This is a genomic window from Massilia niastensis DSM 21313, from assembly GCF_000382345.1.
Lineage (GTDB): Bacteria > Pseudomonadota > Gammaproteobacteria > Burkholderiales > Burkholderiaceae_D > Telluria > Telluria niastensis.
The window spans coordinates 83,629-104,619 of sequence record NZ_KB908079.1; the positions used below are offsets into that span (position 1 = coordinate 83,629).

Below are 20,991 nucleotides of genomic sequence, written 5' to 3' on the forward strand. Positions count from 1 at the left end.
ACAAAGCTCATCCGTGGAATGGATTGTTAAAAATACCATGTGATCGGCTTCACAAGATTGTGCGGGTGCGCCGATGCCGCAGTTCTCGCGCAAGGCCCATTTGCCCTAAAATGACGGGATGGCCCATATTACGCTTGTCCTGCCTTACGCACTTCCTCTTCCCGAATTTGCTCCCGACCTGGTGCGCGCGCTCGACACACCGGCGCTCGCCGCCCTGCTGACGCGCACTTCGGCGCACGCCCGCCTGCCGGTGGGCGACGCCGTGCGCGCCTTGCCGCATGAGCAATGGCTGGCGCGCGCCCTCGGCGCCGGCGCCGAAGGCCGGCCGGCCTTCGCGGCGGCCGCCATGCGCGGCTTCGGACTCGATCCGGGCGGCGGCACCTGGTTCATCCTCAACCCGGCCCACATCCAGATCGCGCGCAGCCACCTGATGATGGCCGACCTGCGCCACCTGGGCCTGGGCGAGGACGACAGCCGCGCGCTGTTCGAGGCCGCCCGCCCGCTGTGCGAGGAGGCCGGCCATGCGCTGGCCTATGGCGACGCCCAGACCTGGTTCCTGCGCGCCGACGACTGGGCCGGCTTCGACACCGCCACGCCCGACACCGCGGTCGGCATGGACCTGACCGACTTCATGCCCAGGGGAGAACGGGCGATCGCCTACCGCCGCCTGCAGAACGAAGTGCAGATGCTGTGGTACACCCATCCGGCGAACGCCGCCCGCGAGGCGCGCCGGCTGCCGGCCGTGAACGCGTTCTGGCTGTGGGGCGCGGGCGCCCCGGGCCAGGCGCCGGCGGCGCACGCCCCCGGGCTCGCCACCTTCGCCGCCCCCGGCTGGCTGGATGCGCTGGCCGGGCGCCGCCTCGGCTCGCTCGACGAGCTCGACGGCGCGATCGGCGCCGACACCCTGCTGGTGGCCGGCAACCTGTCCGAAGCGGCGATCGCCGCCGACTGGGGCCGCTGGGTGCTGGAGATGCAGCATCTCGAAGACAAGCTGTTCGCGCCCCTGTACGCCGCCCTGAAGCAGGGCCGCGTGCGCGCGCTGCGCCTCGTGCTGAGCAGCCGCGAAGGCCTCGCCGAATTCACGACCACCCCCATGGCCCAGCGCATGTTCTGGCGCCGGCCTTCACTGGAACGACTGACTTGAGCACCAAGACGAGTACCAACACCCGGATCGCCATCCGCCCCTGCCCCTTCCGCACCTCGGAATTGCTGCGCCAGGGTGGCGTCCATCCCGTGCTGGCGCGCATCTACGCCGCGCGCGGCCTGTGCGATCCGCGCGAGCTCTCGAGCGAGCTGGCGGCGCTGTCGCCGCCGGCCGGCCTGAAGCATATCGACGCGGCCGCCGTGTTCCTGGCCGACGCCATCGCTGCCGGCAAGAAGATGACCATCGTGGCCGACTACGACTGCGACGGCGCCACCGCCTGCGCCACCGCCCTGCGCGGCCTGCGCGCGATGGGCGCCCGGGTCGACTACATCGTGCCGAACCGTTTTGAGTATGGCTACGGCCTGACGCCCGAGATCGTCGCGCTGACGGCGCGCGAGAAGGCGCCCGACATCATCATCACGGTCGACAACGGCATCGCCAGCATCGACGGCGTGCTGGAGGCGAACCAGCGCGGCATCGAGGTCGTCGTCACCGACCACCACCTGCCGGGCGACTGCCTTCCCCCGGCGCGCGTGATCGTCAACCCGAACCAGCCGGAGTGCGGCTTCCCCAGCAAGAACCTGGCGGGGGTGGGCGTGGTGTTCTACGTGCTGCTGGCGCTGCGCGCGGAGCTGCGCCGGCGCGGCGTGTTCGACGCCCAGACCCAGCCCAAGCTGGACAGCCTGCTCGACCTGGTCGCGCTGGGCACGGTGGCCGACGTCGTCAGGCTCGACGCCAACAACCGCATCCTCGTCGCCCAGGGCATCAAGCGCATGCGCGCCGGCCGCATGCATGCGGGCGTGGCGGCGCTGTTCCGCGTCGCCGGGCGCGAGGCGCGCTGCGCTTCCCCCTTCGACCTGGGCTTCGCCGTCGGCCCGCGCCTGAACGCCGCCGGCCGCCTGGAAGACATGGCGCTCGGGATCGAGTGCCTGGTCACCGACGACGAGGGGCGGGCCTGGGCCATCGCCCAGCAGCTCAACGAGATCAACCTGAAGCGGCGCGAGATCGAGGCCGAGATGCAGGACACCGCCCTGCTCCACCTGGACAGCTTCGAGCCGTCCGGATCGAGCACGATCGCGGTGTTCGACGAAGGCTGGCACCAGGGCGTGATCGGCATCGTCGCCTCGCGCCTGAAGGAAAAATTCTACCGTCCGACGATCACTTTCGCGCCGGCCGGCGAAGGCTGGATCAAGGGTTCGGGCCGCTCGATCCCGGGCTTCCACCTGCGCGACGCGCTCGACCTGGTGTCGAAGCGCGTGCCGGGACTGATCGACAAGTTCGGCGGCCACGCGATGGCGGCCGGCCTGAGCATCCGCGCCGACGCCTTCGACGCCTTCGCCCAGGCCTTCGAGGCCGTGGGCCGCGCCTGGCTGACGGAGGCGGAGCTGGAGCGCATCGTCGAGACCGACGGCCCGCTCGAGGACGAGTACTACTCGACCCAGTTCATCGAACTGATGGATGGCCAGGTCTGGGGCCAGGGCTTCGCCCCGCCCGTGTTCTGCGACGAGTTCCGCGTGGTCAGCCAGCGCATCCTGAAGGAGCGCCACCTCAAGCTCCTGCTGGAACGGAATGGCCGGCGCTACGACGCGATCTGGTTCGGGCATACCGAGAGCCTGGGCGAGCGCGCGCGCGTGGCGTTCCGGCTCGACGCCAACGAGTACAACGGCGTCACCAAGGTCCAGCTGCTGGTCGAACACGCCGAACCGGCCTGAGCTCCGGGGGCGCCCGCGGCGGCGCCTACTTCCCTTCCTTGTGCGGACGGTAGGTCTCGCCGTGCCGCATGACGAAGAAGGCGTCCTCGGCGACACCCTGCGCGGCGCGCGCCAGGGCCAGGTCGCGCGGCGCCTGGTCGAGGCGCTCCTGCCCCATCGGATAGGTTCCCCAATGCATGCCGACGCTGCGCCGGACCCGCAGTTCGCGATGGATGCGGACCGCCTCGTCCGGGCTGACATGGGAATTCCGGTACCAGAGCGGCTGGTAGGCGCCGATGCCGATCGCCGCCAGGTCGAAGCCGTCGAAGCGCGCGGCGATATCCTGGATATCCTTCGAATAGGCCAGGTCGCCCGAGAAGAAGAACGAGAACCCGGGGCGCGTCACCGCATACCCGCCCCACAGGGTGGCGTTGCGGTCCCAGGGTGTGCGCGCCGACCAGTGGAATACCGGCAGCAGGTGCACGTCCATCCCGCGCACGCTGGTCTTGTCCCACCAGTCGAGCTTCACGATGCGCGCCCGGTCGCCCCCGGTGACATGCTTTTCGAGCCAGAGGTCGACGCCCAGCGGCGCGATCAAGAGCGGCGGCCCGCCGGCCTGGCGGTACAGGGTACGCAGCGATTGCGCCGACAGGTGGTCGTAGTGCGAATGGCTGATCAGGATGGCATCGATGTGCGGCAGGCCCGCCAGCGGCACGCCGGGCCGCTGCAGGCGCCTCGGACCCGCGAACGGCAGCGGCGAGGCGCGCTCCTCGAACACCGGGTCGGTCAGGATGTTCACGCCCGAACCGGTCTGGAACAGGAAGGTCGCATGGCCGATCCAGGTCAGCGCCGGCTCGGCCGGGTTGCCATGGATGAAAGCGAGGTCCGGCTCGACCGGAAGGATGGGCGCCAGCGGCGCGCGCCCGGCGTGATCCGACGACCAGTTCCTGATCCTGGCCAGCCAGGCCTCGACGAAGCCGATGTCCGGCCGCTGGTAGGCCGGGTTCGGCGGATAGTTGTTCGCGAAGCCATGCGGGCGATGGTGCGGGCGGCTGGCGTCGTGGTAGGGGTTCACGCTCGCGCAACCGGCCAGCAGCGCGCCGGCCACGACGAACATCCGGGTCGTTTTGATCGGCATCGGACAAGGGAAGAGTGATCGATTGCCAGCAGTATAAGACCTGCCGCGCCCCATCCTTCGGCCTATGCCCGGGTGTTACATGTCACCGATGTTCATTTGGGGCCATTTCCGGTACGATACTAGCTTTGCCTGTTCCAATACCGCGCCATCCAGCCCGGTACCGACATACAATCGACCACTGGCCGCCAGCTGCCGGGGCTTGGATTGCGATGCAGGGGAACATGAATACTGGTTGTGCATGTCACGAGCATGCATTGCCGTTTTTACTGGAAGCGCATGCAGAGTTCCAAGATTTCCCAGCCACGCCGCCTCGATTGGACCTTGCTGGCTTGCGTCCTCGTCGTGCTGCTCGTGCTGGGAACCGAAGCCGTACGCTGGGCCCGCGCCGCCAGGGCGGCGGCCACCCCGAGCGCCGTCGTCGCCGCGCCGGGTGCGCGGGTGGCCCTCACTCCCCTTTCCCAATCGCAGATTCCGATGCCGCAGGGCGTGCCCTCGGCCCATGCCAGTTCGATCACCAACCTGCCCGGCGACCGCATGCTGGCGGTCTGGTGGGCGGGCAGCCGCGAAAGCGGCCCCGACGTGAAGGTGTTCGCCTCGCGCTGGGCCAACGGCACCTGGAGCGCGCCCTGGGAAGTCGCCAGCCGCGAATCGCTGGGGCCGGCGCTCGGTTTCGGCGTGCGCCGCATCGGCAATCCGGTCGTCTGGACCGACCGCGACGGCAAGATCCACCTGTACGTGGTCGCGACCGGCCTGGGCGGCTGGGCGGCCTCGCGCATCGTCCACACCGTATCGTCCGACCACGGCGCCAGCTTCGGGGTGCGCCGCGTACTGCCCATGTCGCCGCTGTTCAATACCAGCGTCCTGGTGCGCTCCTCGCCGGTGGGGCTGGCCGATGGCGGCTGGTGGCTGCCTGTCTATTTCGAAATCGGCATCAAGTATCCGATGCTGATGTCCTTCGACGCCAACGGCGATCCGACGGCGCTGGCGCGCATCGGCGCCCGCACCACGACCCTGCAGCCGGCGATCGTGCCGGTGTCGGCGACCGAAGTGCGCGCCCTGATGCGCGACGCCAGCGACGAACAGCGGGTGCAGCACGCTTCCAGCCGCGATGGCGGATCGAGCTGGCAAGACCTGCCGCCCCTGGCGCTGTCGAACCACCAGACCTCGCTGGCCGTGATTCGCCTGAACAACGGCAGCTTCCTGATGCTGCACAATCCCGTCGAACGGGGCGGCGCGCGGAATATCCTGCGCCTCTCGATGTCGCAGGACATGCACACCTGGCACACCGTGTCCGACATCGCCAGCGGCCAGGCCGGCGACGAATTCTCTTACCCGACCATGCAACAGGTCGGCGACGAGCTGCACGTGACCTATACCCACCAGCGCCGGGCCATCGCCCACCATCGCTACCGCATCATCGCAGGAGAAAGTATCTGATGAGCCTACCCGAGCTCGCGTCGCAGGTCGTCTACGGACGGTTTGCCTGGACCATCGTCCTCGCGACCCTGGCCATGTCCCTGTGGCCGGCCTCGCGCCCGACGCGACCCGCGCTGGCCGCCATCCTTGCCGGCGTGGCGGTCCTGATGGCGCTGCCCGGAGCGATGTCGCCCGCCTACTGGCTGGGCCTGGCGTTCCAGTACCCGAGCGGCCTGCTGCTGGGCCTGTGCCTCGTGGCGCTGCTACGCCGCTGGCGCGGCGACGCCCCGGCCCGCGTCATGCCGCTGGCGCCGGCGGCCGCGCTGGCAGGCGCCGGCCTGCTGCTGTATCTCGACGCCTTCGGCCTGCTGACGCGCGGCTTCTACTACGCCGGCTTCGGCCCGACCCTGGTGCCCCTGCTCGCGGTGCTGGCGGCGGCGGGCTGCGCGGCCGCCATCCTGGGCGGCAAGGCCGCCCCGCAGGCGGGCGCGGGGCTGTTCGCGCTGGCCCTGTTCTCGCTGCTGCGCCTGCCGTCCGGCAACCTGTGGGACGCCCTGATCGACCCGCTGCTGTGGGGATGGGCGGTGGCCGCCCTGGTCGCCGCCGCGCTGCGCGGGCTGCTGCGGCGCTTCGCGCGCCCTGGCGTCCAGCCGGAACCGTCCGGCCTGGCGCCCGAACTGCCGCTCGCGCGCACTGCGCCGGCAGAACATTTTTCGACTTTGAAGGAGCACCTTGGTGGTAAATAGGAATTGGCTAACTCATCCGGTAATCGCGACGGCAATCGCCGTCAACGCATTCATCCTCCTCCTGAGCATCCTGTGGTCGGCCGATCCGGCCAGCCTGGATCGCATGCTGGTCGAGGACGGAATCGTCGAGTGGATGCAGTTTCTGACGTTCGCAGTCATTGCCGGACTGCTCGCCTTCGTCACTGTCGACCGCTGGAAGCGCGGTCCGGGACTGAGCCTGCCGGTACTGGCGCTCGGCGGCCTGACCGCCCTGGTGGCCCTGGCCGCGGTCGAGGAAATCTCCTGGTTCCAGCGCATCCTGAACGTCGCCTCGCCCGAGTTCTTCCTCGAGCATAACAAGCAGGCCGAAACCAATATCCACAACCTCGCGTTTGGCAAGGAAAGCCTGCACAAGACCGTGCTGCTGAAGCTGATCTTCATCGCCGGCATCACCCACAACCTGGTCCTGCCGCTGGTGGCGCGTTCCCGCCCCGCGATCCGCGAATGGATCGAACGGCTCGGCCTCTACCTGCCGCCGCTGGCCGCATCGCTTCCCTACCTGCTGATGGTGATCCTGTCGCACCTGCTGATCGAGCACCCGCGCAAGGGCGAACTGGGCGAGATGTTCGGTTCCGTGCACTACCTGGCCACCGTGTTCGGCGCCTACTTCCTCGGCATCGCCTACGGCAAACAGCCGCTGTTCGAGCACGCGCCGGAGGCCGGCCGCATGGCGAAGCTGTTCGCGATGTTCCTGGTCTTCCTGCTGCTGGTGGGATGGCTGCTCAGCGCCGGCGCCGGCGCCATGACGGGCCCCGCGCGCTAGGCCTGGATGCGGGCCTGGCCCGCAGTTCCCCCGCCGGGGGCGCCGGCATCAGAGTTGCCACAAGCCGTGATCGACGCCGCCCTGGATATGGATCGCGAAGCTGCCCTTGCCCGGAATCTCGAGCGGAGGATGGGCAACGAAGGCGCCCTTCGCCGCCGCCGCCGCCAGCGCCGCATGGATGTCGTCCACCAGCCAGTAGGGCCGGACCACCGGTTGTTCGGTGTCGCGCAGCGGGCCGCGCACACCGACGCTGCCGCCACCGGGCAGCGGCGCCGTGCGCGCGCCGCCGAGCAGCGGATCCGCCGCACCGAAGCTGACGCCGTGCGCGGCCTCATAGGCGGCGCACACGGCATCGGCATCCGCAGCGACGATCTCCAGGTAGTGAAGCTTCATCCCCATCCCCAATGTGTCAGGCTGAGCGCCTTATTTCTTGCAGTCGCAGAAATCCGAACCGCGGTCGAACACCACTTTCCACCTGCCGGGCGCTTCCAGCCGCCAGATCGAGTTGAAGCGGCCGATCTTCCTGCCCTTCTGGTCGTAGACCGGGCCGCCGCTATAGGCCAGGGTACCCGATTCCAGCACTTCGACCTCTTCCGGTTCCCAGGAGAACGGCGCCTCCGGCTTGTCGTAATACTTGCGCCATGCCTGGCTGACCGCCCGCTTGCCGCGCAGCGCGCCTTCCCCCGACATGAAGATGGCTTCGTCCGCCAGGAAGCGGGTGAAGCCGTCGAAGTCGCGCGCCTTCATGGTGGCGGCGAAAGCGCGTTCGGAATCCGCCACCTGCTTCTTCAGGTCCTCGGGCGAGACGCGGGCATTGCCGGCGGCGGCGACGAGGACCAGGCAGGCGGCCAGCAGGGAGATCGAGCGGTGGCCCATGACATTCCTTTTTGCGATTTGGCAATATTTAAATTCTGTCACGGTAGCACCCTGTTGACAACCGGTGCTTGCGACGAGTCTGAATTCGGAGTATAAATACTCCATAACCGGAGGAACCATGAGCCTAGCCTACTCCTACCCCAAGAGCCGTTTCGAGCCGGCCGTACTGGTCGACCTGAATTCGAAGAGCGAGCGCGAGCGCCTCTCGCATGCGGCCCTGAAGGGCTTCTTCAAGCTGGCCGCCGCCTGGCAGCTGCGCGACGACGACGCCCGCGAACTGCTGGGCGGGCTGTCCTCGTCCAGCTACTACGACTGGAAGAAGAACCCCGACCGGCTGCTCGAGGTCGACCGCATCACGCGCATCTCCTACCTGCTGGGCATCTACAAGGCCCTGCACATCCTGTACGGTGACAAGCTGGCCGACGAATGGGTGCAGCTGCCGAACACGAATGCGATCTTCGCCGGGCGCACGCCGCTCGCCACCATGCTCGGCGGCGGCCTGGTCGCCATGCAGACGGTGCGCAGGCTGCTCGATGCGCGTCGCGGAGGCCTGTGAGTGACCCTGGTTCCCACACTGACACCGCTGCGCCAGTACGACACCTGCCGCCTGATTCCATCGCGCTTCGCCGACGTCGAGGATTCCGTGCTCGCCCCGCTGGCCGAGGACGACGCCATGCTGCGCGACCTGTTCGACCTCGACAACGCCACCAATGAGCGCCTGCGCGGCGAGTCCGGCCTGCTGCCGGGGATCGGCATGGACGAACTGGTCTTCGGCCTGCCGAACTTCCGCATCATCAATGCCGCCTTCACCTACGCCCGGCCGGAAGGCAGCCGCTTCAACGACGGCGAGCGCGGCGCCTGGTATTGCGGCTTCTCCGCCGAGACCTCGCTGGCCGAAGTCATCTTCCACAAGACGGTCGAGTACAGCGAAATCGACCGCTTCGACGACAGCACCAGCTACCAGTGCCTGCTGGCCGACTTCAGCGCCAGCTTCCACGACCTGCGCGGCATCGACGCCTACCGCGACTGCCTCGACCCGCGCAGCTACGTGGCCTCGCAGGCGCTGGCCGCCGACCTGCTGGAAGCCGGTTCGATGGGCCTGATCTACCCGAGCGTGCGCCATGCCGGCGGCACCTGCCTGGCGTGCTTCCGGCCCGCACTGGTGGGCAATGTGCGCAAGGCGCAGACCTATCGGTTAACATGGGCGGGTTCGCCGCACCCCGCGGTCGAGATCCTTTGAATCCTCTGCAAGCGTATGAAAACCAATCCCGAGAAAGACACCGAACTGCACGACAAGATCAACCGCGAGACCGGCCGCATCAAATGGAGCGAGCTGGAACGCCACTTCGCCAGCGGCTCGGTCGTGTACGTCAGCGAAGAGCTGGACCTGATCGAGGTCGCGCTGCGCATCGCGCACGACGACAAGGAAAGCATCACGCGCTGGATGGCCGCCGGGTCGATCGCCAAGGTCAACGATACCCAGGCCGCAAGCTGGCTGGCGGCGGATGCGACCCTGTGGGCCTCGGTGGTCAGCCCCTTCGTGCTGGTGCAGCCGGAAAAGAAAAGCCTGCATTGACTGTCGAGCGGCGCCCGTGCGTCCGGTCGCGCGCCGGCTGGACGCGCTGACGGCGAAGCCGCCAGGCCTGCCGCATCGCTCAGCGGTGCGTCAGGGCGTGCGCCGCGCGCCGCATCAGCTGCGCGGCCCGCGCCGGGTCGGGCTCCATCAGCGCCAGCTGCTGCCAGGCTTCGGCATGGTCGCGCTGCGCGGCCGCCTCCAGCAGGCGGCGCGCTTCCTGCTCATCCTTCGCCACGCCTTCTCCGTCGAGCAGCATGTTCGCCAGGATGAACATCGCTTCCGGCACCCCGGCGCGCGCCGCCACCCCGAGCCAGCGCGCAGCGAGCGCCGCGTCCTGCGGCATGCCTTCGCCGCTGCGGCAGGCCAGTCCCAGCCGGTAGGCCGCGCGGCCGTCGGCAGCCTCCTGCGCCTGCGGCGCGGCCGTCGGCGGCGGCTGCGCCCACGCCTCCATCGCGCAGGCGGCGGCGAGCAGCAGGAGCACCCTCATTGCGCCAGGTCGATCGCGTACAGCGCCGTGCCCTTGCCGCTGCCGTCGTCGGCGGCCAGCTGGCTGACGTTGTGCAGGCCGGCCTCGTGCGCCAGCCTGATCATCCCCGGCGCCGAGTGGAACACCACCGGGCCGGCCGTCTTCACTTGCGCGAAGCGCCAGCTGCGCGCCATGCCGTTGGCGGCGCGGGTCAGCTGCTTCGCCCCGCGGATATAGGCGATCAGGATGTCGCGGTTGTTGTCGGGCGCGGCGATCACGGTCTTGCCGCCGTCCAGGCCCGGGAAGTTGCCGCCGCCGCTGGCGCGGTAGTTGTTGGTCGCGACCAGGAATTCCTGCTCCGCCGCCACCGGCTTGCCGCGCCAGCTCAGCTTGCGGATACGTTCGCCCGCCGCGCGCGTCACGTCGATCTCGTAGCCGAGGTCGCGCGAGGTCACGGTGTCGAAGTTATAGCTCGGCACGGCCTGGTTGACCAGTTCCTGCGGCCCGGTCCTGGCCGGGTCGATGGTGTTGAAGCGCTGGGCCGCCTTTTCCAGCCAGGCCTTGAGCTGGGCGCCGCTCACCTTCACCGCATACAGCGCGTTCGGGTACAGGTAGAGGTCGGCCGCATTGTTCAGCGCCAGGTCGCCCGCCTTTACATCGGTGTAGTCGGACGGTCCCGCCAGCCCGCTCTTGAACGGCGCCGACACCGACAGCACCGGCAGCTTCGCGTACTGCGGCAGGTTGGCGGCCACGTATTTCGCGACATAGTCCGCCTGCGCCTGGTTGACCACCTCGATCGCCGAGCCGTCGCCCACGTCCGCGAAATAGGTCGACATGCGGAAGGCGGTGCTGCCGACCGGGGTCCTGACGTAGCGGATGGTCGCTTCGTGCTCCTCCTTCACCAGCGCCAGCACCGCGGGATCGGCGTCCACGAAGGATCCGGCGCCCGTCTGCGCGGCGCGCGCCTGCACGAAGGTCTTGTCCTGCTCGACCGTCCAGCGCTTGCCGTCATGCTTCAGGTGCAGGCCGATCACGCCCAGGTGCTTGCCCCACAAACTGGCCATCACGGTCGGCACGCCATGCACCATGCCGCGCGCCTTGTCCACGCCCGGCAGGTTGAACTGGGCGACCGTGCTGTCCGGGTTCGGGAACAGCTGGTGCGCGTGCCCCAGCAGCATCGCGTCGATGCCCGGCACCTGGGCCAGGTAGTAGCCGGCGTTCTCCATGGCCGGCGAATAGCGGCCCGCATCCAGCCCGCCGTGCGCGATCGCCACCACCAGTTCGGCGCCCCTGGCGCGCATCTCGGGAATGTACTGCTCGGCCGCCTCGCGCACGCCCTGGGTGGTCACCTTGCCCTCGAGCCAGCGCTTGTCCCAGGACATGATGGTCGGCGGCGCGAAGCCGATGATGCCGACCTTGACCGTCGTGGCCAGCGGCTGGCCGTCCGCGCCCACGGCGCTGAGCTTCTTCTCGATGATGTGGTAAGGGGCGAACAGCGGCTTCCTTGTCTTCGCGCTGTAGACGTTGGCCAGCACCATCGGGAAGGACGGGCCGGCGCACTTCTTCGCATGCTTCACGCCCGTGACGTCGAAGCGCTGGCCGGTCGCCTGGCCGAGGAAGGCCAGCCCGTAGTTGAACTCATGGTTGCCGATCCCCGCGCCGTCGTAGCCGAGCTTGTTCATGACCTTGTAGATGCCCAGGGTCTGGTCGCAGCGCAGCGGTTGCACGAGCGCCTGGTAGTCGGCCAGCGCATTGCCCTGGATCGTGTCGCCGTTATCGAGCAGCAAGGTATTCGGGAATTCCTTGCGCGCCTGGGCGATCAGGCTGGCGGTCCGGTCCAGGCCGAAGGACGGCTCGTCCACCAGCTTGTAGTAGTCGTAACCCACCACGTTCGCATGCAGGTCCGTGGTTTCCAGCACGGCCAGCAAGGCGCTCGTGCCCGCCGGCGGCTGCTTGCCTGCCAATGCGGGAAGGCTCACGAGCGCCGGGACGAGAGCGATGCAAATCTGATAACACAAAGAGGAGGCCATGGGATGTCCGTCAAACAAGATCGCGCGATGATAAGGCAGCGCCCTGCGCGCGGGCAAGCGCGGATGCTCCCGAATCTGGTCCTCCTGGCGTACTGGGGTATAATCGAAGGTTCGATTCAACTACTCAAAAGACTGCCCAGACCATGGAAGCTGAACACATCAATGCCATCTCCGCCCTGCTGAACGACCTGACCAGCCGTGAAGCCGAACTTCGGAGGTATCTTTGACTTCGATAAGAAGTCGGAGAAACTAGAACAGGTCAACCAGGAACTGGAAGACCCGACCATCTGGAGCGACCAGAAACGCGCCCAGGATCTCGGCAAGGAGAAGAAGGCGCTGGAGGCCGTCGTCCTGACGCTCGAGAAAGCGAAGACCGATCTCACCGACGCCGCCGACCTGTTCGAGATGGCGCGCGAAGAAGGCGACGACGCCACCCTGGAAGCGGTGGGCGGCGATGCCGACGCCATCCAGAAGATCATCGAGGCGATGGAATTCCGCCGGATGTTCAGCAACCCGATGGACCACGCCAACTGCTTCATCGACATCCAGGCCGGCGCCGGCGGCACCGAAGCCCAGGACTGGGCCTCGATGCTGCTGCGCCAGTACCTGCGCTACTGCGAACGCAAGGGCTTCAAGGCCGAGATCCTGGAACAGTCCGAGGGCGAGGTCGCGGGCATCAAGACCGCCACCATCAAGGTCGAGGGCGAGTACGCCTACGGCCACCTGCGTACCGAGACCGGCGTGCACCGCCTGGTGCGCAAGTCGCCGTTCGACTCGGCCAACGGCCGCCACACCTCGTTCACCTCGCTGTTCGTGTACCCGGAAGTGGATGACTCGATCGAGATCGAGATCAACCCGGCCGACGTGCGCATCGACACCTACCGCGCATCCGGCGCGGGCGGCCAGCACATCAACAAGACCGACTCCGCGGTGCGACTCACGCACGCCCCGTCGGGCATCGTTGTCCAGTGCCAGAACGACCGCTCGCAGCACCGCAACAAGGCCGAAGCCTTCGACATGCTGCGCGCCAAGCTGTACGAGCTTGAACTGCGCAACCGCATGAGCGAGCAGCAGAAGCTGGAAGACTCCAAGACCGACGTCGGCTGGGGCCACCAGATCCGTTCCTACGTGCTGGACCAGTCGCGCATCAAGGACTTGCGCACCGGCTTCGAGACCGGCAACACCAAGAACGTGCTGGACGGGGATCTCGACGACTTCATTTCGGCCTCCCTGAAGCAAGGCGTGTAAACGATGACAGCAGCGATGACCCACGGCGCCCGCGCGTTCATCTTCGACATGGACGGCACCATCGTCGACAACATGGCCTTCCACACCCGCTCGTGGATCACCTTCTTCGAGCGCCGTGGGCGCGTCATCGACGCCGACGAGTTCTTCCGCGCCACGGCCGGACGCCAGGGCAAGGAAATCATCCGTTCGCACATGGGCGAGCACCTGGCCGACGAGGAAGTCGCCACGCTCAACCACGAGAAGGAAGCCGTCTACCGCGAGCTGTACCAACCGCACCGCAAGACCGTGGAAGGCTTCGAGGACCTGATCGCGGTCGCGAAGGCCAGCGGCGTGAAGCTGGCCGTGGCCACCGCCGCGCCGCCGGCGAACATCGCGTTCACGCTCGACGGGCTCGACCTGCGCCGCCACTTCGACGCGATCGTCGGCGCCGCCGATGTCGCGCGCGGCAAGCCGCATCCGGACGTGTTCCTGAAGGCCGCGCAGCAGGCCGGCGTCGCGCCCGAACACGCCATCGTGTTCGAGGACGCGCCGCTGGGCGTGGAAGCCGCGCGCCGCGCCGGCATGCGCGCCGTGGTGCTGACCACCACCCTGCCCGCCTCGGCCTTCGCGGAATTCGACAATATCGTGGCCATCGTCAACGACTTCTCCGAGCTGGACGTTGAAGCGCTGATCGCCTGAAAACCCAATAAGAACCACCGAATCCCATGACTACGGAAAACCAAGAACAGGCGCCGGTACCGGCCGCCGACGAGAACAAGATCATCGCCGAGCGCCGCGCCAAGCTGGCCGCGATCCGCGAAAAGGGCGTCGCCTTCCCGAACGACTTCGTCCCCCGGGACAAGGCCGCCGACCTGCGGGAAGCCCACAGCGGCAAGTCGCGCGAGGAACTCGAAGCCGAACCGGTGAGCGTGGTGCTGGCCGGCCGCATGATGCTCAAGCGCGAAGCCGGCAAGAAGGCCGCGTTCGCGACCCTGCAGGACAGCTCGGGCCCGGCCGCCGACGGCCGCATCCAGGTCTACGTCACCCTCGACAACACCGGTGCGGAAGCCATGGAAGCGCTGCAGCGCTATGACCTGGGCGACATCCTGGGCGTGGAAGGCACGCTGTTCAAGACCAAGACCGACGAACTGACCATCAAGGTCACGACCCTGCGCCTGATCTCGAAGTCGCTGCGTCCGCTGCCGGACAAGTTCCACGGCCTGGCCGACCAGGAGACCAAGTACCGCCAGCGCTACGTCGACCTGATCATGAACGAAGAGACGCGCCGCACCTTCAAGGCGCGTACCGCCGCGATGTCGTCGATCCGCCGCTTCATGGAAAAGCACGAGTTCATGGAAGTCGAGACCCCGATGCTGCACCCGATCCCGGGCGGCGCCGCGGCCAAGCCTTTCATCACCCACCACAATGCGCTGGACATGCAGATGTACCTGCGCATCGCGCCGGAGCTGTACCTGAAGCGCCTGGTGGTGGGCGGTTTCGACCGCGTGTTCGAGATCAACCGCAACTTCCGCAACGAAGGCGTGTCGGTCCGTCACAACCCGGAATTCACGATGATGGAATTCTATGCGGCCTACACCGACTACAACTGGATCATGAACTTCACCGAGCAGGTGATCCGCCAGGCCGCGGTCGACGCCCACGGCAGCGCCGTGCTGAGCTACGGCGGCCGCGAGCTGGACCTGTCCAAGCCCTTCCATCGCCTGACCATCATCGAAGCGATCGACAAGTACGCGCCGGGCTACACCCCCGAGCAGCTGAACGACGCGGAGTTCATCAAGGCCGAACTGAAGAAGTTCGGCGTCAAGCCGCACGCGCATGCCGGCCTGGGTTCGCTGCAGCTGTCGCTGTTCGAGGAAACCGCCGAGGCGCAGCTGTGGGAGCCGACCTTCATCATCGACTATCCGGCCGAAGTGTCGCCGCTGGCGCGCGCCTCGGACACCCGCGAAGGCGTGACCGAGCGTTTCGAGCTGTTCATGGTGGGCCGCGAGATCGCCAACGGCTTCTCGGAGCTGAACGATCCGGAAGACCAGGCCGCGCGCTTCCAGGCCCAGGTGGCCGCCAAGGATGCCGGCGATGAAGAGGCGATGTTCTACGACGCCGACTACATCCGCGCGCTGGAATACGGCATGCCGCCGGCGGGCGGCTGCGGCATCGGCATCGACCGCCTGATGATGCTGATCACCGATTCGCCGAACATCCGCGACGTGCTGCTGTTCCCGCACCTGCGCAAGGAAGACTGATCCCCGAAGGCCGCCGCAAGGCGGCCTTTTTCCTTGGCGCCGTTCAGGCGTAGGCCGGCATCTTCCCGATCAGCTTGTCGAGCGTGATCGGATAACTCCTCACCCTCACCCCGACCGCGTTGTAGACCGCGTTCGCCACCGCCGCCGCCACCCCGCAGATACCCAGCTCGCCGACGCCCTTGGCCTTCATCGGCGACGAGATCGGATCGACCTCGTCCAGGAAGATCACTTCCTGGTTGAAGATGTCGGCATGGACCGGCACTTCGTAGCCGGCCAGGTCGTGGTTGACGAAGAAGCCGCGCCGCCCATCGACCGCCAGTTCTTCCATCAAGGCCGCCCCCACGCCCATCGTCATGCCGCCGATCACCTGGCTGCGTGCGGTCTTGGGATTGAGGATGCGGCCGGCCGCGCACACCGCCAGCATGCGCCGCACGCGCGGCTCCCCGGTGGCGGCGTCGACCCCGACCTCGACGAAATGGGCGCCGAAGGTGGATTGCTGGTACTGCTTGTCGAGCTCGCCGAACTCGATCGCATCCTCCGCCACCAGGCCCGCGCCGGCCAGGTCGGCGAGCCGCACGCTGCGCTGCCCCGACCTGACCTGGCCATCGGCGAACACGAGGTCTCCCGCGCCGAAGCCGGCGCGCTGCGCGACCAGTTCGCGCAGCTTCGCGCAGGCCGCGTACACGCCCGAGGTCGAGCAGTTGCAGCCCCACTGCCCGCCCGAACCGGCCGACACCGGGAAGCTGGAGTCGCCCAGGCGCACCCTGACCCGTTCGAGCGGCACGCCCATCATCTCGGCGGCGGTCTGGGCGATCACGGTATAGCTGCCGGTACCGATGTCGGTCATGTCGGTCTCGACCGTCACGATGCCGTTGCGATCGAGCCGCACCCGCGCCGCCGACTTGGTCACGATATTGTCGCGGAAGGCGCTTGCCACGCCCATCCCGACGAACCAGCGCCCGTCGCGCACCTGCCCCGGCTTCGGATTGCGCTTGTCCCAGCCGAAGCGCTTCGCGCCGGTCTGGTAGCACTGCACCAGCTGGCGTTTCGAGAAAGGCGGATTGGCGGGAAGCGGCGCTCCCCGCGACGCTTCCGCTTTTGCCTGCGGGTCGCTGGAGGCGGGCTTGCGCGCCGGATCGAGCAGGACCTGGGTATCGTTCCTGATCCGGAACTCGACCGGATCCATGCCCAGCTTTTCCGCCATCTCGTCCATCGCCACCTCGAGCACCGCCAGGCCGGGCGCCTCGTTCGGCGCGCGCATCGAATTCGCTTCCGGCAGGTCGAGCACGGTGAGCCGGTTCGAGGTCATGCGGTGCTGGCCGGCGTACAGGGCGCGGGTCTGGATCGCGCCGGCCTCGGGCTGGCCGTTGGGCAGGTCGCCCGACCAGCTTTCGTGGCCGATCGCGGTGATGCTGCCCTCCTTGGTGCTGCCGATCCGCACCCGCTGGATGGTGGCCGAGCGGTGCACGGTGTTGTTCGGCACCAGGGCGCGCTGCAGGGCCACCTTGACCGGACGCCGCGCCGCCCGCGCGCCCAGGGCGGCCAGCACGACATCGGCGCGGATCCAGAGCTTGGCGCCGAAACCGCCGCCGATATAGGACGAGACCAGCCGGATCCGGTCGGCGGGCATGTTCAGGGTCGCGGCCAGGTCGGCCACCGACCAGGCCACCATCTGGTTCGCGGTCCACACCGTCAGGCGCTCGCCTTCCCAGGCCGCCACCGTCGCATGCGGCTCGATCATCATGTGCGATTCGTGCGCCGTGGTGTAGGTGGCGTCGAGCTGGACCGGCGCCGCCGCGAACGCGCCGGCGAAGTCGCCGACCGCGCTTTCCCCCTCTGCGCCGAAGCTGGGGGCCGGCTTGCCGCTATCCTTGATCTCGGCCAGCACATGGTTTCCTTTGGCCGGCGCGTACCCGACCCGGACCAGGTAGGCCGCGGCGCGCGCCTGCTCGAAGGTCTCGGCCACCACCATGGCGATCGCCTGGTGGTAGTGCTGGACCTGGGGTCCGCCGATCAGGCGGGCGGTATTGAACTTCCCCTTGCCCAGCTTGCCGGCATTGCCGGCCGTGACGATCGTGATCACGCCGGGCGCGCGCTGCGCCGCCGACAGGTCCATCGAAGCAATGCGCCCCTTGGCGATGCCGGCGCCGATGATGTAGCCATAGGCCGGATGCGCCACCACGTCGTGGCGGTCGTGGGCGTAGGGGGCGGTCCCGGTGGTCTTGAGCGCACCCTCGATGCGGTCGACCGGCTGGCCGATGACCTTCAGCTGGTCGATCGGATTGGTGGTGGCGGGAGTATCGAATTTCATGGCTCAGCCCTTTGCATCCTGGAGCACGGCGGCGAGTGTGCGCTCGACCAGCGGCAGCTTGAACTCGTTCTCATGGGTGGTGCGGGCGCCGGCCAGCAGGCCGGCCGCGACCGCCCTGGCGCCGCGCGGCAATTCGCGCTCGGCGGCCTCGACCCGCCACGGCTTGTGGGCCACGCCGCCCAGCGCCACCCTGCCGTTGCCGTCGGGCTGCACGATCGCCGCCACCGAGATCAACGCAAAGGCATACGAGGCGCGGTCGCGCACCTTGCGGTAGGCCTGGACTCCGCCGACCGGCCTGGGCAGGGTGACGGCGGTGATCAGCTCCCCGGCTTCGAGCACGTTCTCGATATGCGGTGTATTTCCGGGCAGGCGGTGGAAGTCGGCGATCGGAATGGTGCGCGTTGCACCATTCGGGCGCACGGTCTCGATCGCCACATCGAGCACCCGCATCGCGATCGCCATGTCGCTCGGGAAGGTGGCGATGCAGGCCTCGCTGGCGCCGACGATCGCATGGATGCGCGTGAAGCCGCCGATCGCGCTGCAGCCGCTGCCGGGCTTGCGCTTGTTGCAGGGCTGGTCGGTGTCGTAGAAATAGGGACAGCGGGTGCGCTGCAGCAGGTTGCCGGCGGTGGTGGCCTGGTTGCGCAGCTGGCCGGAGGCGCCGGCCACGATCGCGCGCGTCAGCACGCCATAGTCGCGCCGGATGCGCGGGTCGGCGGCCAGGTCGGTATTGCGCACCAGGGCGCCGATCCGCAGCCCACCCTCCGGCGTCGCCTCGATCCGGTCCAGGGACAGGTCGTTGATGTCGATCAGGTGCGTCGGATTGTCGATCTGCAGCTTCATCAGGTCGAGCAGGTTGGTGCCGCCGGCGATGAATTTCGCGCCCGGGATGCGCGCGGCGGTGGCGGCGGCTTCGGCGGGCGATTTCGCCCTTTCGTAGGTGAAGGCTTTCATGGCTTGACTCCTGCGACCTCGGCAATCGCCGCCTGGATGTTCATGTAGGCGCCACAGCGGCAGATGTTGCCGCTCATGCGCTCGCGGAATTCCACTGGCGTCATCGGCGGCGCCCGGGTCAGGTCGGCGGTGACGTGGCTGGGCGTGCCGGCCCGGATCTCGTCGAGCATGGCGACCGCCGAACAGATCTGGCCGGGGGTACAGAAGCCGCACTGGTAGCCGTCGTGCTTGACGAAGGCGGCCTGCAGCGGATGCAGGTGCATCGGCGTGCCCAGGCCTTCGATGGTGGTGATCTCGTGTCCCTCCTGCATCACGGCCAGGGTCAGGCAGGAGGTGAAGCGGCGCCCGTCGACCAGCACGGTGCAGGCGCCGCACTGGCCCTGGTCGCAGCCTTTCTTGCTGCCGGTGAGCTGCAGCCGCTCGCGCAGCACGTCGAGCAGGGTGGTGCGCGGATCGATCACCATCTGGTGCTCGGCGCCGTTGACGCGCAGGGTGACGTTGACGGTCGCTACCTGGCCCGGCGCCGAGGACCGGGCGGGAGCGGCGGCTTCGGCCTCCGCCACCGTCCCCGTTGCGAGAACGGCACTGCTGGCGGCAACGGCGGTCGTCTGGAGCAGTTTTCGCCGTGCCGGATCGAATTCGGTCATCATGGTTCTCCTTGAGTGGTGGAGAAAAACAGCAACGCGAACAGGCAAGGAAACAGCCTGCACGTCCCTGCGGGTGGCAGGGCCGGCTGCTTGCTCGTGCCAGAATAGTCGGACCCGATCCGCTTGAAAATACAACCTAAGAGGTGGGAAGGCGCAAGGCCCCAAAGGACAGGAGTCCTGTCCCGCGAACGGGACAGGACTCCTCGGGGGCCGCGCTGCGCGGCGGGGGAAGGCGGCGTCAGGCGCCGCCGCCGATGCCTACTGCACGACCGTGTAGCACGGCGTGTAGGCCTTGCCGGGCAACTTCATCCGGCTCTGCTCCACGAAGGAAGCCAGCAGCGCATCCATCGGACCCATGATCGCGCTCTCGCCATGGATCTCGTACTTGCCGTACTGCTCGATCGCGCGGATGCCCTCTTCCTTCACGTTCCCGGCCACCACGCCCGAGAAGGCGCGCCGCAGGTTGGCCGCCAGCAGGTGCGATTCCTGGCCGCGGTGCAGCTTCAGGTTGCGCATGTTCTCGTGCGTCGGGCGGAACGGCTTCTGGAATTCCTGGTCGATCTTCAGGCGCCAATTGTAATAATAGGCATCGCTGTGCGCCTTGCGGAACTCGCGCACCTGCTTGATGCCGGCGTACATCTCGCGCGCCACGGAATCCGGATCGTCGATGATGATCTTGTAGCGGTTCTGCGCCGCGCCGCCCAGGGTCAGGCCGATGAAGTGGTCGATCTGCGCGAAATACTCGCGCGCCGACGCCGGGCCGGTGAAGATCAGCGGGAACGGCACCTCGGCATTGTCCGGATGCAGCAGGATGCCCAGGATGTACAGGATCTCCTCGGCCGTGCCGGCGCCGCCCGGGAACACCACGATGCCGTGGCCGGTGCGCACGAAGGCTTCCAGGCGCTTCTCGATGTCCGGCATGATCACCAGGTCGTTGACGATCGGGTTCGGCGACTCGGCCGCGATAATGCCCGGCTCCGAGATCCCGAGGTAGCGCCCGCCCGTCAGGCGCTGCTTGGCGTGGCCGATCGCCGCGCCCTTCATCGGGCCCTTCATCGCGCCCGGCCCGCAGCCGGTGCAGATGTCCAGTTCGCGCAGGCCGAGCGCATAGCCCACCTGCTTGGTGTAGTTGTACTCGATGCGGTTGATCGAGTGCCCGCCCCAGCACACCACCAGGTTCGGATTGCGCTGCGGCTGGAGCACGTTGGCGTTGCGCAGGATGTGGAACACCGAATCGGTGATCCCTTCCGTGCGGCTCATGTCGAATTTGGGGTTGTCGGTGACTTCGAAGTGCACGTAGACGATGTCGCGCAGCACCGCGAACAGGTGTTCGTGGATACCCTTGATCATCTTGCCGTCGACGAAGGCGATCGAGGGCGCGCCGCGGATGTCGAGCTTGATGCCGCGCTCGCGCTGGATGATGCTGATGTCGAAGCTGGCGTAACGTTCCAGCAGTTCCTTGCCGTCGTCGATATTGCTGCCGCAGTTCAGGACTGCCAGTGCACATTTGCGAAAAACATCATAAAGGCCGCCCTGGCTGGTATCGAGCAGCTTGGCCACCTCGGCCTTCGACAACACCTCAAGCCGGCCCTCCGGGGAAATAAGCGTATCGATTACATCATGGGTCATGTCTTGTTTTCCTTTTCTCTTCTGTGAAACGGGACTGGCCTGTAGTCAATATACGCCAAAGTGCAACAATTTGTCTC

20 protein-coding genes are annotated in these 20,991 nt (G+C 67.6%); 11 read left to right on the forward strand and 9 right to left on the reverse strand.

The window, feature by feature from the left end; translation table 11 throughout:
- Positions 1-118: 118 nt before the first annotated feature.
- A complete protein-coding gene (locus H162_RS0103710) occupies positions 119-1,144 on the forward strand; it encodes a hypothetical protein (protein WP_026354186.1) in 1,026 nt (341 codons plus the stop codon).
- On the forward strand, positions 1,141-2,856 hold the full coding sequence (gene recJ, locus H162_RS0103715) for a single-stranded-DNA-specific exonuclease RecJ (RefSeq protein ID WP_020652102.1): 1,716 nt from the start codon (positions 1,141-1,143) through the stop codon (positions 2,854-2,856). The genes H162_RS0103710 and recJ overlap by 4 nt, the downstream gene beginning before the upstream one ends.
- Positions 2,857-2,881: 25 nt before the next feature.
- Here the strand turns inward: recJ and H162_RS0103720 are convergent, their stop codons facing one another.
- Positions 2,882-3,973, reverse strand: a complete 1,092-nt coding sequence (locus tag H162_RS0103720) for an MBL fold metallo-hydrolase (RefSeq protein ID WP_020652103.1) — start codon at positions 3,971-3,973, stop codon at positions 2,882-2,884.
- 276 nt (positions 3,974-4,249) lie between these two features.
- On the opposite strand from H162_RS0103720, the gene H162_RS0103725 reads away from it, so the two are divergent.
- Genes H162_RS0103725 through H162_RS0103735 form a run of 3 tightly spaced genes read left to right on the forward strand, consistent with a single transcriptional unit; the run spans position 4,250 to position 6,937 of the window.
- On the forward strand, positions 4,250-5,410 hold the full coding sequence (locus H162_RS0103725) for a sialidase family protein (protein ID WP_020652104.1): 1,161 nt from the start codon (positions 4,250-4,252) through the stop codon (positions 5,408-5,410).
- Positions 5,410-6,135 (forward strand): hypothetical protein, encoded by a 726-nt coding sequence (locus H162_RS0103730; RefSeq protein ID WP_020652105.1) that lies wholly within the window; start codon positions 5,410-5,412, stop codon positions 6,133-6,135. The genes H162_RS0103725 and H162_RS0103730 overlap by 1 nt, the downstream gene beginning before the upstream one ends.
- Positions 6,125-6,937 (forward strand): hypothetical protein, encoded by an 813-nt coding sequence (locus H162_RS0103735; RefSeq protein WP_026354188.1) that lies wholly within the window; start codon positions 6,125-6,127, stop codon positions 6,935-6,937. The genes H162_RS0103730 and H162_RS0103735 overlap by 11 nt, the downstream gene beginning before the upstream one ends.
- A gap of 48 nt (positions 6,938-6,985) precedes the next feature.
- Here H162_RS0103735 and H162_RS0103740 read toward each other — a convergent pair whose 3' ends face one another.
- Together H162_RS0103740 and H162_RS0103745 are read right to left on the reverse strand one after the other, a co-directional pair.
- Entirely contained in the window at positions 6,986-7,330 is a 345-nt protein-coding gene (locus tag H162_RS0103740; protein ID WP_020652107.1) for a hypothetical protein, read from the reverse strand.
- A gap of 30 nt (positions 7,331-7,360) precedes the next feature.
- Entirely contained in the window at positions 7,361-7,813 is a 453-nt protein-coding gene (locus H162_RS0103745) for a YybH family protein (RefSeq protein WP_020652108.1), read from the reverse strand.
- A gap of 118 nt (positions 7,814-7,931) precedes the next feature.
- On the opposite strand from H162_RS0103745, the gene H162_RS0103750 reads away from it, so the two are divergent.
- Genes H162_RS0103750 through H162_RS0103760 form a run of 3 tightly spaced genes read left to right on the forward strand, consistent with a single transcriptional unit; the run spans position 7,932 to position 9,389 of the window.
- Positions 7,932-8,369, forward strand: a complete 438-nt coding sequence (locus tag H162_RS0103750; RefSeq protein WP_020652109.1) for an antitoxin Xre/MbcA/ParS toxin-binding domain-containing protein — start codon at positions 7,932-7,934, stop codon at positions 8,367-8,369.
- Positions 8,370-9,053, forward strand: a complete 684-nt coding sequence (locus tag H162_RS0103755) for an RES family NAD+ phosphorylase (protein WP_020652110.1) — start codon at positions 8,370-8,372, stop codon at positions 9,051-9,053.
- Positions 9,054-9,068: 15 nt separating this feature from the next.
- Positions 9,069-9,389, forward strand: coding sequence for a DUF2288 domain-containing protein (locus H162_RS0103760; protein WP_020652111.1), 321 nt, complete (start codon positions 9,069-9,071; stop codon positions 9,387-9,389).
- A gap of 79 nt (positions 9,390-9,468) precedes the next feature.
- Here H162_RS0103760 and H162_RS32500 read toward each other — a convergent pair whose 3' ends face one another.
- Together H162_RS32500 and H162_RS0103770 are read right to left on the reverse strand one after the other, a co-directional pair.
- Positions 9,469-9,876, reverse strand: coding sequence for a tetratricopeptide repeat protein (locus H162_RS32500; protein WP_020652112.1), 408 nt, complete (start codon positions 9,874-9,876; stop codon positions 9,469-9,471).
- Entirely contained in the window at positions 9,873-11,885 is a 2,013-nt protein-coding gene (locus H162_RS0103770; protein WP_026354189.1) for a bifunctional 2',3'-cyclic-nucleotide 2'-phosphodiesterase/3'-nucleotidase, read from the reverse strand. Before H162_RS0103770 ends, H162_RS32500 begins: the two co-directional genes overlap by 4 nt.
- A 143-nt stretch (positions 11,886-12,028) precedes the next feature.
- Between H162_RS0103770 and prfB the strand changes: the two genes are divergently transcribed.
- From prfB to lysS, 3 genes are all read left to right on the forward strand, one after another.
- A protein-coding gene (prfB, locus tag H162_RS0103775) for a peptide chain release factor 2 (protein WP_156885456.1) occupies positions 12,029-13,133 on the forward strand; the annotation gives its coding sequence in 2 pieces (ribosomal slippage) (positions 12,029-12,109 and positions 12,111-13,133; 1,104 coding nt in all).
- A 15-nt stretch (positions 13,134-13,148) separates the two neighbouring features.
- Positions 13,149-13,811 (forward strand): HAD family hydrolase, encoded by a 663-nt coding sequence (locus H162_RS0103780; RefSeq protein WP_020652115.1) that lies wholly within the window; start codon positions 13,149-13,151, stop codon positions 13,809-13,811.
- A 26-nt stretch (positions 13,812-13,837) separates the two neighbouring features.
- The gene (gene lysS / locus H162_RS0103785; protein WP_020652116.1) at positions 13,838-15,373 is read left to right on the forward strand and encodes a lysine--tRNA ligase; all 1,536 of its coding nucleotides are present in this window, start codon (positions 13,838-13,840) and stop codon (positions 15,371-15,373) included.
- Positions 15,374-15,416: 43 nt separating this feature from the next.
- On the opposite strand, the gene paoC is transcribed toward lysS, so the two are convergent.
- From paoC to ppnN, 4 genes are all read right to left on the reverse strand, one after another.
- Positions 15,417-17,684, reverse strand: a complete 2,268-nt coding sequence (paoC, locus tag H162_RS0103790; RefSeq protein WP_020652117.1) for an aldehyde oxidoreductase molybdenum-binding subunit PaoC — start codon at positions 17,682-17,684, stop codon at positions 15,417-15,419.
- A 3-nt stretch (positions 17,685-17,687) separates the two neighbouring features.
- On the reverse strand, positions 17,688-18,638 hold the full coding sequence (locus H162_RS0103795; RefSeq protein WP_020652118.1) for an FAD binding domain-containing protein: 951 nt from the start codon (positions 18,636-18,638) through the stop codon (positions 17,688-17,690).
- Positions 18,635-19,288 carry an aldehyde dehydrogenase iron-sulfur subunit PaoA gene (paoA, locus tag H162_RS0103800; protein ID WP_020652119.1) on the reverse strand — a complete coding sequence of 218 codons (654 nt, stop codon included), beginning with the start codon at positions 19,286-19,288 and terminating at the stop codon, positions 18,635-18,637. The genes H162_RS0103795 and paoA overlap by 4 nt, the downstream gene beginning before the upstream one ends.
- Before the next feature lie 255 nt (positions 19,289-19,543).
- Positions 19,544-20,914, reverse strand: a complete 1,371-nt coding sequence (gene ppnN, locus H162_RS0103805; RefSeq protein ID WP_026354191.1) for a nucleotide 5'-monophosphate nucleosidase PpnN — start codon at positions 20,912-20,914, stop codon at positions 19,544-19,546.
- Positions 20,915-20,991 lie beyond the last annotated feature (77 nt).